This window comes from Winogradskyella marincola (assembly GCF_029624125.1).
Classification (GTDB): domain Bacteria; phylum Bacteroidota; class Bacteroidia; order Flavobacteriales; family Flavobacteriaceae; genus Winogradskyella; species Winogradskyella marincola.
Genome location: NZ_JARSBN010000001.1, coordinates 46,476 through 60,069, shown reverse-complemented (window position 1 = coordinate 60,069; position 13,594 = coordinate 46,476). Strand labels below are relative to the sequence as shown.

General features: G+C 33.3%; 15 protein-coding genes. 8 read left to right on the top strand and 7 right to left on the bottom strand.

Annotated features, from left to right (window positions below; all coding sequences use genetic code 11):
• The first annotated feature begins 13 nt into the window (after window positions 1–13).
• Complete coding sequence (locus P7122_RS00325; RefSeq protein ID WP_278003793.1) at window positions 14–1,408, top strand: sugar transferase; 1,395 nt, start codon at window positions 14–16, stop codon at window positions 1,406–1,408.
• Window positions 1,409–1,417: 9 nt separating this feature from the next.
• Here P7122_RS00325 and P7122_RS00320 read toward each other — a convergent pair whose 3' ends face one another.
• Together P7122_RS00320 and P7122_RS00315 are read right to left on the bottom strand one after the other, a co-directional pair.
• Window positions 1,418–2,578, bottom strand: coding sequence for an Lnb N-terminal periplasmic domain-containing protein (locus P7122_RS00320; RefSeq protein ID WP_278003792.1), 1,161 nt, complete (start codon window positions 2,576–2,578; stop codon window positions 1,418–1,420).
• Window positions 2,579–2,591: 13 nt separating this feature from the next.
• Window positions 2,592–3,662 (bottom strand): putative type IX sorting system protein PorV2, encoded by a 1,071-nt coding sequence (locus P7122_RS00315; protein ID WP_278003791.1) that lies wholly within the window; start codon window positions 3,660–3,662, stop codon window positions 2,592–2,594.
• A 145-nt stretch (window positions 3,663–3,807) separates the two neighbouring features.
• On the opposite strand from P7122_RS00315, the gene P7122_RS00310 reads away from it, so the two are divergent.
• The 3 genes from P7122_RS00310 to P7122_RS00300 are packed head-to-tail and all read left to right on the top strand — an operon-like array spanning window position 3,808 to window position 5,701.
• Window positions 3,808–4,566 carry a CDP-alcohol phosphatidyltransferase family protein gene (locus P7122_RS00310; RefSeq protein ID WP_278003790.1) on the top strand — a complete coding sequence of 253 codons (759 nt, stop codon included), beginning with the start codon at window positions 3,808–3,810 and terminating at the stop codon, window positions 4,564–4,566.
• Window positions 4,567–4,586: 20 nt separating this feature from the next.
• The gene (locus P7122_RS00305) at window positions 4,587–5,393 is read left to right on the top strand and encodes a TerC family protein (RefSeq protein WP_278003789.1); all 807 of its coding nucleotides are present in this window, start codon (window positions 4,587–4,589) and stop codon (window positions 5,391–5,393) included.
• Entirely contained in the window at window positions 5,390–5,701 is a 312-nt protein-coding gene (locus P7122_RS00300; RefSeq protein ID WP_278003788.1) for a hypothetical protein, read from the top strand. The genes P7122_RS00305 and P7122_RS00300 overlap by 4 nt, the downstream gene beginning before the upstream one ends.
• A 1-nt stretch (window position 5,702) precedes the next feature.
• Here P7122_RS00300 and lptB read toward each other — a convergent pair whose 3' ends face one another.
• From lptB to P7122_RS00280, 4 genes are all read right to left on the bottom strand, one after another.
• Window positions 5,703–6,443: an LPS export ABC transporter ATP-binding protein gene (lptB, locus tag P7122_RS00295; protein WP_278003787.1), complete on the bottom strand. Its 741-nt coding sequence runs from the start codon at window positions 6,441–6,443 to the stop codon at window positions 5,703–5,705.
• Window positions 6,444–6,516: 73 nt separating this feature from the next.
• Window positions 6,517–6,864, bottom strand: a complete 348-nt coding sequence (locus P7122_RS00290; RefSeq protein WP_278003786.1) for a carboxymuconolactone decarboxylase family protein — start codon at window positions 6,862–6,864, stop codon at window positions 6,517–6,519.
• Window positions 6,857–7,681, bottom strand: a complete 825-nt coding sequence (gene tatC, locus P7122_RS00285) for a twin-arginine translocase subunit TatC (protein ID WP_278003785.1) — start codon at window positions 7,679–7,681, stop codon at window positions 6,857–6,859. The genes P7122_RS00290 and tatC overlap by 8 nt, the downstream gene beginning before the upstream one ends.
• Window positions 7,681–8,646 carry a KpsF/GutQ family sugar-phosphate isomerase gene (locus P7122_RS00280; RefSeq protein WP_278003784.1) on the bottom strand — a complete coding sequence of 322 codons (966 nt, stop codon included), beginning with the start codon at window positions 8,644–8,646 and terminating at the stop codon, window positions 7,681–7,683. The genes tatC and P7122_RS00280 overlap by 1 nt, the downstream gene beginning before the upstream one ends.
• 218 nt (window positions 8,647–8,864) lie before the next feature.
• Between P7122_RS00280 and recQ the strand changes: the two genes are divergently transcribed.
• The 4 genes from recQ to P7122_RS00260 all read left to right on the top strand — a co-directional run bounded on the left by recQ (window position 8,865) and on the right by P7122_RS00260 (window position 12,761).
• On the top strand, window positions 8,865–11,066 hold the full coding sequence (gene recQ, locus P7122_RS00275; RefSeq protein ID WP_278003783.1) for a DNA helicase RecQ: 2,202 nt from the start codon (window positions 8,865–8,867) through the stop codon (window positions 11,064–11,066).
• Between the two features lie 201 nt (window positions 11,067–11,267).
• Complete coding sequence (locus tag P7122_RS00270) at window positions 11,268–11,831, top strand: Crp/Fnr family transcriptional regulator (RefSeq protein WP_278003782.1); 564 nt, start codon at window positions 11,268–11,270, stop codon at window positions 11,829–11,831.
• A gap of 72 nt (window positions 11,832–11,903) precedes the next feature.
• Complete coding sequence (locus tag P7122_RS00265) at window positions 11,904–12,233, top strand: DMT family transporter (RefSeq protein WP_278003781.1); 330 nt, start codon at window positions 11,904–11,906, stop codon at window positions 12,231–12,233.
• A gap of 9 nt (window positions 12,234–12,242) precedes the next feature.
• On the top strand, window positions 12,243–12,761 hold the full coding sequence (locus P7122_RS00260) for a GNAT family N-acetyltransferase (RefSeq protein WP_278003780.1): 519 nt from the start codon (window positions 12,243–12,245) through the stop codon (window positions 12,759–12,761).
• 32 nt (window positions 12,762–12,793) lie between these two features.
• On the opposite strand, the gene P7122_RS00255 is transcribed toward P7122_RS00260, so the two are convergent.
• Entirely contained in the window at window positions 12,794–13,486 is a 693-nt protein-coding gene (locus tag P7122_RS00255; protein ID WP_278003779.1) for a CPBP family intramembrane glutamic endopeptidase, read from the bottom strand.
• Window positions 13,487–13,594 lie beyond the last annotated feature (108 nt).

The following is a 13,594-nucleotide window of genomic DNA, read 5'->3' as shown; positions in this document are numbered from 1 at the left end:
AGTTAAACCTGATATGACACAAAAAAAAGGCATTCATTTCGAAGTATCCGAAAGAAAGATTCTTCTCAGAATCATGGATATACTTATGGTCTTTTTGGCGATTTATTTTTTAAACCTTTATCCCAAGTTTGACTACATAGAGTTTAACAAATCCAACTACGTAGCGCTGACTTTATTGGCAGTTTATATCACAATTTTTGGGACAATTTTTGAACTTTATGATTTACAGAAAGCCAGTAAATTTGACACAACATTTAGAAATATTGTAATTACAACTTCTACAGTTGTACTATTCTATCTTTTAACACCAATTTTATCACCATATTTACCAGAAGAACGTATTCAAATCGTATATTTTTATGTGGCACTCATAGTGTCTATTTTATTGTGGAGATTGTTTTATATCAACCTTATTGAGTCTCCAAGATTTTATAAGCGTGTACTTTTAGTGGGTGAAATATCAAATATTGATGGTTTAGTAAAAGCCCTCAACACCTCAGACCCTAACTATAAAATAGTAGGTTTCATTAATAGTGAAGCTTCTACATCAGACTCTGTAAGGTTTAAAGGTTTAAAAGAATTTAAAGCTGCAGATTTTCTTAGTGTTATAGAAAAAGAACGAATATCAGAAGTTTTGGTAGCGAGTTTTAATTCTGAAGCTATTATAGCTGAGGTTTACCATGATCTTATGATGTTATTAGAACGAGGCTTTAAAATAAGAGAATACACTCAGGTTTATGAAGAGTTATTGCACAGAGTTCCAATTCAGTTTGTAGGCAAGGATTTCTATAAATATTTTCCTTTTAGTAGAAGTAATGATAACAAACTTTATATCTTTTTTCAAAGAACGTTTGATGTTATTTTGGCAATCATAGGCTTGGCTTTGGGTGCATTAATCATACCTTTTATTTTCATTGGAAATATTATAGGAAACAAAGGTCCTATGTTTTATTCGCAAGAACGTATAGGTAGAAATGGAAAACCATTTAATATCCTTAAACTTAGAACAATGGTTGTCAATGCAGAAAAGGATGGAGCAAGATGGGCAAAGAAAAATGACACACGAGTGACTAAGTTTGGTAAGTTTTTAAGAAAGTCTCGTTTAGATGAAATACCTCAGTTTTATAATGTTCTAAGAGGAGATATGAGTGTTATTGGTCCAAGACCAGAGCGTCCATTCTTTGTTAACGAATTATCTCGTATTATTCCGTTTTACGAAACACGCCATATAATTAAACCTGGATTAACAGGTTGGGCTCAGGTTAAAACAAGGTATGGGTCTTCAGTAGATGATAGTCTTATAAAGCTGCAATACGATTTGTATTACATAAAACATAGAAGTGTGTTCTTAGACTTCAACATTGCCATAAAAACGCTCAGTACAATTCTGTACTACAGAGGTCAGTAAATAAGTTTTTTAGCTATTAAAATATTTTACTAAGTAGATATATCGCATAGCCAAGGCTACAAGTAGAGGTATTAAAGCAATGGCAAAGACCTGTACACCTATAAGCCAATGCATAGTCATAAGGCAGAGCATTATAACTAAAAATTTTAGGTAGCTTTTTACCCAGTTTTTAATTTTTGCTTTTAGCAATTGACCTATCACTATAATATTGAGCGGACAAGCCCATAGCAAGTTATAGTTTTGCCAGGTCGCTGTATGGTCAGTGCCAAACCATAAGAGTAGCAAAAGAATACCTATAGTGCCAGTTAAAGAAAATAAAGTAATATCTAACCACTTAGTTCGCTTTTGCCCTTTAAAGTCTTTGTAAGTAATAAATAGAATAACAATAGCGAGTAATCCTAAAATTACCAAAGGACTAAAAATAAAGCCTGAAGAATTATCATCCTTTCTCTTATACAAAACGTTTGAAGATTTTACTAAATCTTCATTTTCATTAATCTTAGAAACTTCAAAAAAGGCATGAATATACTTTGGTAAAAACATAAACTCATTAGCAGAAGCTTGCATATCTACAACAGAACCTAGCGCAACATCAATCCCAAAACTTCCCCAGGAATTTTTATCAACATGCTCGTAGATAAGTGCTCTAAAGGTTTTTGGCTCAAAACTTTCTGGTTTTTTAAATGTTATAGCATTGTTAGTTACAGTAGAAAGTACATCTCTAATTTTTGTAGCACAATTGTCGTAGAAAAAGTCGTAGAGATATTTTCTGTTTTCAGGTTTATAGTTGTCTTCAAGATAATGAAAAAGCTTTTGCTTTTGCTCAGTAGAGAGGTTTAAAACTTGTTCGTTAATCGTTCTGTTTTCTCTGGAATAATAATTGAAAATATCAGAATAAAAATGTCTGCTTATAAGGTAGTTTAGTTTTCCTCTTGCAAATTTTAGATAAAAGTTAGGTGCATCAAAATCATACTGGCCATAACCATATACTATATCTATACCTTTAGCCTTGTCTTTTATTCTAAAAGCGTTGTGGCCAAAAGCATCGTTAAGAGAATTGCCAGGTCCAAAGGTTAATACAGAGGCTTCTGCATCATCAGATAACTGAAATTGAAAAGCATACGAAACAGTAACAAAAAGGAATGCTAAAAGCGATAGTTTTATTTTCATTGTATAGGGTTAACTATCTAAAAATACTAAAATCTATTTTTAAAGAGAATACGTTAGAATATAGTGCGGCACTTTGGTCTCCAATATCAGTAAAAGCATAGTCAATTTGAATGCCTTTGTATTTAAAACCAACTCCAAAATTTGGTTGAAACGTTAAGTTCTCAGAATCGTCAATTTGTCTTTCATTCTGAAAATTACCAACACCACCACGCAGAAACACTAAATCAGTATATCCAAATTCAAACCCTAAAGCAGGATTTATACTTGCAAAAGACGTAGAAAAGATATCATTGTTTTCTTCAAAACGGACGTTAAGATTTGCAGCAGCTAACAGAGAGTAATCATAGTTGAAAATCCATTTTTTAGACATACCAATCTCTAACTTTGGAATGGTAATCTCTGTAGTTTCTGGCAATTCTTGGTTTTGTCCATCAACAGCACCACTAATTTGTTCAAACTTTTCTTCGTCAATAGACCAAGCGTTGTAGGTCGTTGTTATGTCTCTTGCCATGATTCCAAACTTCCATCCAGAATTATTTTCAAACTGAATACCTGCATCTAATCCAAATCCCCAAGACGAAGCAAAGTCGCCAATAATACGTCTTATAATCTTAGCGTTAACTCCAAAATTTAATCCATCTAAAGGTAATTTTCTGGCGTAAGAAAAGGTTAATCCGTAATCTGCAGTAGAAAAGGTGCTAATTCTATCATAGTTAATGTTGCCTTCATCGTCTATTAACTGCGTAGTATCTAAAATATCATCTACACCAAATCTTATTAGAGAAATACCTACAGCACTACGATCATCTAATGACATACCATAACCAATGTAGTTGTAGTTGGCAATATTGGCAAAATAGCTAGAGTGCATTAAGGAGAGTTGGTTGTCTTCAAGGTGTACTAATCCTGCCGGATTCCAATATCCAGAATTAACATCTGCAGTATGTGATACTACAGCATTACTCATCCCTAAGGCAGCAGCATCAACACCAATATTCATAAATTCGTTAGAATATTTTCTTGTAGATTGAGCCGAAACTAAAGCGGTTATAAGTGTTAAGAGAATTACGATGTAATTTTTCAACAGCAAAATTTTTTACAAATATGCACAATTTTTCTATGTATTTAACTTTAAAAACAGCTTCTTATTGTTTAATTAAAAACACAATTTGAAAAAAATAATAAGCTAAGCTCAAATACTTTTATATTTTTACAAAAATTATATTCTTATGAGTTTTAAGCGACACATTCCTAATATAGTTACACTACTCAATTTATTTTCAGGTTGTATCGCTTTAATATTTGCAGTACACGGTAATTTTGTGGTAGCTGCTTTCTTTGTGTTTCTAGGTATCTTTTTTGATTTTTTTGATGGTCTTTTGGCAAGAAAGCTCAATGTGCAAAGTCCTTTAGGTATTCAACTAGATTCTTTAGCAGATTTGGTAACAAGTGGAGTAGTGCCTGGTGTTATTATGTTTAAGCTAATAACGCTTACGATTGATAGTCCAGATTATGCTTCTTATTCTAATAGTTGGAATACCGTTTTTCACTGGCAAGGCTTTAAAATGTCAATATTACCATTGATTGGGTTATTAATCCCGTTGGCTTCTGCTTACAGATTGGCAAAGTTTAATCTAGATGAAGATCAGCAAACCTATTTTAAAGGTTTGCCAGTGCCAGCAAATACCTTATTAATTTTATCTCTACCTCTTATTCTAGAATATCAGAATAGTGATTTAATGAATTCTATTATTATAAATAAATGGTTTCTGATAGTGTTAACACTTGTAAGCTGCTATCTATTAAATTCTAAGATAAAATTATTTGCGTTAAAGTTTAAAGATTGGAGCTTTAAGAATAATGCATTGCGCTACACCTTTTTAATTATAAGTCTAGTGATGCTGGTTATATTGCACTTTGCAGCAATACCAATGGTTATCATTTTTTACATAATTTTATCTATAATAGATAGAAAGAATATCAACTAACAAATACAACAAACTAAAGAATGGCTGAAGTTATTTTTACCCTTTTAATGCTAGTAATGCTTCAAGCAGTACTAGGATTCGACAACCTGTTATATATCTCTTTAGAGTCTAAAAAAGCACCTGTAAGTGAGCAAAAGCGAGTAAGAAAAGTTGGTATATTAATAGCCATTGTTTTAAGAATAGTTTTGTTGTTTGTTTTAGTGTCGGTTATTGAGTATTTTCAAGAGCCTTTTTCTTTTTTAACAGGACATATTGAAGATGTTTTAGACTTTGCATTTAATGGTCATAGTTTAATAGTATTAGCAGGAGGTGGTTTTATTATCTATACAGCTATTAAAGAAATTTGGCACATGATTTCTACAACAGACCTTGGACATGATGTTGAAGGTGATGGTTCCAAAAAAAGTAAATCGGCTAATGCAGTTGTGGTGAGTATTGTAATTATGAATTTGGTGTTTTCTTTTGATTCGATATTAGCTGCAATAGGATTAACCAGTGACATAGAAAACTCAACAACAGCATTTATAGTAATGGCAATAGCTATTGTACTTAGCGGATTATTAATGTTGTTACTTGCTGATAAAATTTCAGCTTTCTTAGCAAAGAATAGAATGTACGAAGTATTAGGATTATTTATTTTATTTATTGTTGGTATTATGTTGGTTACAGAAGGTGGTCATTTAGCCCATCTTAAAATCTTTGGAAATGAGATAGTACCTATGAGCAAAACAACATTCTACTTTGTAATAGCTGTATTGGTTGTTGTGGATATTGTACAGGGACGTTATCAGAAAAAATTAATAAATCAAGAAATCACAAAAAAATGAAAAAACTAAAGCTTAGACCGTTTCTCATCATTTTTTTTACCTTAATGGTGATTCAATTTTTAATTGTCTTTTTAGATGTACAGCTAACAAAAAGTAAAAGTGATTTAACTGCTGTAACCAATCCTGTAATTGCAATTTTTAGTTTGCCTATAAGTGCAATTCACAGAGGTTTGCCTTTTTATGTTAACGAAAGCCTATACGTTAGAGCAGTATATTGGATGGTAAATTTATTTCTGCAATCTGCTGTAATTTACTTAGGAGTTTTAAGCTTAAAAAGAGTGAGAAGAAAAATAAAGAAATTAGCTTAGATTAAAACTCTAACTTCTTTTTACGTAGCTCAAAGTTTTGACCAAGATAAACTTTACGTACCATCTCGTCACTAGCTAATTCTTCAGGTTTTCCAGCTTTAAGGATACCACCTTCAAACATTAAGTATGTTCTGTCTGTAATAGCAAGTGTTTCTTGTACGTTATGGTCTGTAATAAGTATACCAATATTCTTTTTGGTAAGCTTAGCTACAATACGCTGAATATCTTCTACAGCAACAGGATCTACACCTGCAAAAGGCTCATCTAATAGTATAAAGTTAGGGTCTGTAGCAAGTGCACGAGCAATCTCTGTACGACGACGCTCACCACCAGAAAGCAAGTCTCCACGATTGGTTCTAATATGGCCAAGACCAAATTCTTCTATTAAAGATTCCATTTTATCGTGCTGTTCTTTTTTGCTCAACTTGGTAAGTTGTAACACGCTTAAGATATTGTCTTCAATACTCAATTTTCTGAAAACGGAAGCTTCTTGTGCTAAATACCCAATACCGTTTTGCGCACGTTTGTACATTGGATATTTGGTAATGTTGGTGTTATCTAGAAAAATATTTCCACCATTGGGCTTAATAATACCAACAATCATGTAGAATGAAGTCGTTTTACCAGCACCATTAGGTCCTAATAAGCCTACAATTTCACCTTGATTTACTTCAAGAGAAACGTCTTTTACAACTTTTCGTCCATTGTAGGACTTCATTAAATTTTCTGCACGTAACTTCATACTATAACTAAGAACGCTAAAAATAATAAATTCATATAGAACCGCTTATTAGTAGCTAACATTTATAAAAAGTTTAACCTTGGTTTTCAAGGGCTTCCCAATATTCATGAGCTCTTCTTAGATGAGGAATTACAATAGTTCCGCCAATAAGAGTTGCAATGCCAAGCGCTTCGCTTACTTCGGCTTTTGTAAGGCCTTCTTTATGAGACGATTCTAAGTGGTACTTTACACAATCATCGCAACGTAATACAGTAGAGGCTACAAGACCAAGTAATTCTTTAGTTTTTTTATCTAACGCACCTTCTGCAAAAGCATTAGTGTCTAGATTAAAAATACGCTTTACAATTTTGTTATTATCCGAAAGGATTTTATCGTTCATCTTAGAACGATAGTCATTGAATTCTTTTACAATATCAGACATGTTTTCTTTTTCTGTTTTGATTTTTTACTACTATAGAAGAAATGTAAATACTAACTTGATATAGTATTAAAATAGGTATAGCTACAATAACCTGACTAGCAACATCAGGAGGTGTTATTATAGCAGATAATATAAGTACGATAACTAAGGCGTACTTTCTGTAATTTTTTAAAAATTGAGGTGTTACCAATCCAACTTTAGTTAAAAAATAGATAATAATTGGTAACTCAAATACAAAGCCAGAGGCTAAGGATGAAGATCTTACAATGGCAATAACTGAGCTAATATCAAACTCATTAGAGATTTGTTCACTAATTTGATAGTTCGCTAAAAAGTTGATGGATAATGGAGTAATTATATAGTACCCAAACAGCACACCAAGGAAAAATAAGAGCGAAGCTACGATTATAAACCCTTTAGAGTTTTTACGTTCATTAGGGTTTAGTCCAGGACTGATAAAGCGCCATAATTGGTATAGTACATACGGAAAAGCAACAATAAAACCAGCATATATAGAGGTCCATATATGAGCAGAAAATTGACCAGCTACAGTTCTGTTTTGTATGATAAACGGAAATTTATCAGCACAAAACGTAGTGTCTTCAATACCTAAAAACTGAGACATTTTACAGAGACTTTCATACGTAGGGAAACTCATTAGAGTTGGTCCAAATATGATGACATCAAAAATGAATGTTTTAAATACAAAAGCAAGCGCTGCAGCAATAACAATAGCTAATGTTGCTCTAATTAAATGCCATCTTAAATCTTCTAGATGGTCTAGAAAAGACATTTCGTCTACACCTTTCTTCGTCATTATATAATGCCTTCTTTTATTAAATCATGTAAATGAACAACACCTGCATATTTACCATCATGCTCAACTAACAATTGCGAAATGCCAAATTCTTCCATAAGTTCTTTAGCATCTACAGCCATAGCATCTTCATTAATGCGTCTAGGATTTGTGCTCATTATGTCTTTTGCCGTAAGATTGGTAATATTATCACTCTTGCTAAGCATTCTTCGCAAATCGCCATCTGTAATAATACCTACAATATTGTCATTTTCTATAACAGCAGTTACACCTAGCATTTTTTCAGTAATTTCTACAATAACTTCTTTTAAGCTAGCATCTAAGCGCACTTCTGGTTTTTGATTTTGAGACGATAAGTCGTTTACCCTTAAGTATAAGCGTTTACCTAAAGCACCACCAGGATGGTATTTTGCAAAATCTTTACTAGAAAATCCTCTTAATTCCAGTAAGCAAACAGCCAAAGCATCACCAATAACAAGTTGTGCAGTGGTACTGGTGGTTGGTGCCAAATTATTAGGGCAAGCTTCTTGCTCAACGTAAGCGTTTAAAACAAAGTCTGCTTGCTGGCCCAAAAAAGAATCCTTATTACCCGTAATGGCAATCATTTTATTTTTTGCATTCTTAATAAGAGGGACCAATACTTTAATTTCTGGTGTGTTTCCACTTTTAGAAATACAAATAACAACGTCATCTTTTAAAATTAAACCCAAATCACCATGTATAGCATCTGCTGCATGCATAAAAACAGAAGGTGTTCCGGTAGAATTTAAGGTGGCTACAATTTTGTTGGCAATAATGGCACTTTTACCAATACCAGTAATAATAACTCTTCCTTTTGAATTGTAAATAAGCTCTACAGCATTGGCAAAATCATCAGTAAGCAATTCAGATAAATTACTAATAGCCTTACTTTCTAACGCTATAGTGCTTTTTGCAGTGTTTAATATGGATGACACAGTGTTCAAAACTAATTTTTTATTGTGTTTTTTAAATTTAAAGATTTTATTATCTTTAAGGTTATGCAAAAGTACGTGAATTTTTTCATTCAAATATTCCCAAATCGCTATGAAAAAATTACAAGTACGAAACAGATTAATTATAGATGCAAAGCTAAGTTCTACATATTATATTTGTAATAAAGTTTAGCATTCTTAAAAGAAGAAATAAATACGAAAAGGGATTAATGAGTATTGCAGAAATTGACTTACACTCCTCACTAAAAAAATATTTTGGTTTTTCTGGGTTTAAAGGTCTACAAGAAGAAGTTATTAAAAATGTAGTAAATGGTAATAACACCTTTGTTATAATGCCAACAGGTGGTGGTAAATCACTTTGTTATCAACTACCAGCTTTAATTAAAGAAGGGACAGCAATAGTGGTATCTCCACTTATTGCCTTAATGAAAAACCAGGTAGATGCCATAAGAGCTGTATCTGAAAACGAAGGAGTCGCTCACGTTTTAAATTCATCATTGAATAAAACAGAAGTAAAACGCGTAAAAGATGATATAATTAATGGCGTTACAAAACTATTGTATGTAGCACCAGAGTCGTTAACAAAAGAAGAATACGTAGATTTTTTGAAAACTCAGAAAATCTCGTTTATGGCAGTAGACGAAGCGCACTGTATTAGTGAATGGGGACACGATTTTAGACCAGAGTACAGAAACTTAAGACACATAATAAAACGTATAGGTGATGATATTCCGATTGTAGGACTTACAGCAACAGCAACACCAAAGGTGCAAGAAGATATTCTTAAAAGTTTAGGAATGACAGATGCTGTTACTTTTAAAGCTTCCTTTAACAGACCAAACTTATATTACGAAGTACGCCCAAAAACAAAAAATGTAGATGCAGATATTATACGTTTTATAAAACAAAACGAAGGTAAGTCTGGTATTGTATATTGTTTAAGCAGAAAACGTGTAGAAGAGTTAGCCCAAGTGCTTCAGGTTAATGGAATTAAGGCTGTGCCATATCACGCAGGTTTAGATGCCAAGACTAGAGTAAAACATCAGGATATGTTCTTAATGGAAGATACAGATGTGGTTGTGGCAACTATAGCTTTTGGTATGGGAATAGACAAGCCAGATGTACGTTTTGTAATTCATCACGATATACCAAAGAGTATAGAAAGCTATTATCAAGAAACTGGTAGAGCAGGACGAGATGGAGGAGAAGGGCATTGTTTGGCATACTATGCTTACAAAGACATCGAAAAACTAGAAAAGTTTATGTCTGGTAAGCCTGTGGCAGAGCAAGAAATTGGTCATGCCTTATTGCAAGAAGTGGTGGCATTTGCAGAAACATCCATGTCTAGAAGAAAATTTATTCTACACTATTTTGGAGAAGAATTTGACACGGAGACTGGAGAAGGAGGAGATATGGACGATAATGTTCGTAATCCAAAAAATCAGGTAGAAGCTCAAGATGAAGTAAAGATACTACTAGATACCGTAGATAAAACCAACGAAAAGTACAAAGCTAAAGACTTGGTACAGGTTATTATCGGAAAGTCTAATGCCTTAATTACATCACACAAAACGGATACACAACCATTTTTTGGTATAGGTAAAAGCAAAGAAGGGCGTTTTTGGATGGCATTGATACGTCAGGTTATCGTTGCAGGATTTTTAAAGAAAGATATCGAGACATATGGTGTACTACGACTAAGCGAATCTGGACAAGAATTTTTAAATAATCCGCAATCCTTTATGATGGCAGAAGACCACGTATACGATGAAGAGTCTAACGATGGTATTATTACAAACTCTAAAGGCGGTGGCGCAGTAGCTGATGAAAAGCTAATGACCATGCTCAAGGATTTAAGAAAACGCAATGCCAAGCAATTAGGTGTACCACCATTTGTTATTTTTCAGGATCCTTCTTTGGAAGATATGGCATTAAAATACCCTGTAAACATAGAAGAATTGTCTAATGTACATGGAGTAGGAGAAAGCAAAGCCAAAAAATACGGAAAGGATTTTGTAAATCTTATAGCAGATTATGTAGAAGAAAATGATATTACAAGACCAGACGATATGGTCGTAAAATCTACAGGAACCAACTCTGCACTTAAGCTCTATATCATACAAAACGTAGATAGAAAACTACCACTAGATGATATCGCCTCTGCAAAAGGAATGGAAATGCCAGAGTTTATAGGCGAAATGGAATCTATAGTGTATTCTGGTACCAAATTGAATATAGACTATTGGATAGATGAAATCTTAGATGAAGACCAGCAAGAAGAAATCCATGACTATTTTATGGACTCTGAAAGCGATAAAATTTCAGATGCTATAGAAGAGTTTGATGGCGACTATGACGACGAAGAGCTACGATTATACCGCATTAAGTTTATTAGCGAAGTAGCGAATTAAAACATACATTTTGTAAAAGAATACAATTCCTCTTATCCCTTAATTGTCTGTGTGATAAGGGGAATTTTTATATTTATATAACTAGTTCTAGATAATTTAAAAAAATGAAAGTAGAGTCTTTTAAAATAAAAGCGCGTTAAAAAAAACTACTAAACTCTAGAGTTAAGTAAAGATAAAGAGTTGTGCAAGTAAATTATCCTCATGAACATCTATCAAATTCTTGATAAAACCCATCCAATTAACGCATCATCCAAACACAAATTTATTGAGTGTTTTGAGGAAGTAAGCTTTCCTAAAAACCACCTTATAATCCGCTCGGATAAGGTTGAGAAGGATATCTTTTTTATAAAAAAGGGAATAGCGCGTACGTTTTCAAATTTTGATGACAGCGAAGTTACCATTGCTTTTGGCGAAGAAGGCGATACCATTATTTCACTAAAAAGCTATATTCTCAATCAAAAAGGCTACGAAAATATTGAGCTATTAGAAGACTGCGAACTCTACAAAATTAGTACAGCAAGCCTTCAAAATTTATTCGCAACAGATATTGACATTGCAAATTGGGGCAGAAAGTTTGCCGAACAAGAACTTATAAAAGCCGAACAACGTTTTATATCAAATCAACTAGGAACCGCAACCGAACGTTACATAGAACTCTTAAAAAAACATCCCACTTTAATACAACGCGTTTCGCTTGGGCTCATCGCTTCCTATTTAGGGATAACACAAGTAAGTTTAAGCAGAATACGTGCTAATATTACGTAAGTTTCGTTTTTTATCATTTGTTAAGTTTTTCTTCAAACCTTATTAAGACCTTTGTCCAAAACATAGAAGTTTATGAATTGGATCATTTTAATTATTGCAGGTTTATTTGAAGTAGCCTTTGCATTTTGTTTGGGAAAAGCAAAACAAGCATCTGGAAACGAGATGTATTTATGGTATGCTGGTTTTTTAATCACACTTGCCATTAGTATGGGTCTTTTAGTTAAAGCAACCCAAACATTACCTATTGGAACAGCTTATGCTATATGGACAGGCATTGGAGCCGTTGGTACAGTTCTGGTAGGTATCTTTGTATTTAAAGAACCTGCAACATTTTTGCGAATGCTATTTCTCACTACGCTCATAGCTTCTATTATTGGATTAAAAGCCGTATCAACTCATTAATTATAAAGCATGGAAATAGTTATCAGAAAAATAACAGTCAACGACTTAAATGAATTACAAAGCATTGGAAAGTTAACTTTTGCCGAAACGTTTTCTTCAGGAAATAGCGAAGAAAATATGAAGGCATATTTAGAAAACGGATTTTCAACTGAAAAACTAACAACAGAATTGAGCGACCCAAACGCTGAATTTTACTTTGCAGAACTTGACGGAGAAACAATCGGATATTTAAAAGTGAACGTTGGGCAATCGCAAACCGAAATAAAAGACCATAACGCACTAGAAATTGAACGCATTTACGTATTAAAAGCATTTCACGGAAAAAAAGTTGGTCAAATACTTTATAACAAAGCTATTGCGCTAGCCACAGAAAAGAATGTAGACTATGTGTGGTTGGGAGTTTGGGAAGAAAACCCAAGAGCTATCAGGTTTTATGAGAAAAACGGTTTTAAGGCATTTGATAAGCATGTTTTTAAACTTGGAAACGACGAACAAACCGACATTATGATGAGGTTAAGCATAAATTGAAAAATAATTGATAAAAGCCAAGGCATACATACTCAAACCTCTCTTCTCTTATAATTCTTAAAGATATACCATGTAATAACTCCAGGAACTATTAAAGTCTGCCACAGAAAAAACAATAACTGTTCCCAGCCATTTAAATCAACATCTTTACCATCTGTAACATATAATGAATCTCCCAACGGACCAGAAGAGAGAACAACAATGCTAATCACAATCCATCCAAAATGCAAGCCTAAAGGCACTAATATAGACTTGGTTTTTGCAAAGGCATAGGCAAACATCCACCCAGAAGCACCAGTCAATAAAAACACGTATGCCATAGGTACAAGGCCACGTCCAAACATTTGGTAACTAAACCAATGGTAAATCCCAAAAGCGATAGCGCTAATAATACAAGCCCAATTAATACCTAAGCGTTTAATGAGTAGATAGAGCAATGCACCTCTAAAAATGAGCTCTTCAAAAAGAGCAGCCTTAAACGTCCACCAGATACCATTCAGGCTCTCCTTGATGCCATAATCTATATTTCGAACGTAATTAAATTCCTTAAAATAAGCCTGTCCCAACAAGTTAATCAAGCAAAACACAGCCATTACAATCATGCCAATAGAAAACGCTTTCATGCGTTTGCTGTTAGGCAGTATACCCAAAACAGATATATGCTCCCTTTCAATAAGCCAAAGGAGCAACCATGAGATAGCAAAAACAACAAGGACACCTAGCATGCGTTTTCAAAAATTAAGATAAGCTCTAATATACATCTAATAAGCTAAAGGTTAGGTTTTAAGATCAAAATTCAATAAGTACAATACTAATTTCTAATTAAAAGCATT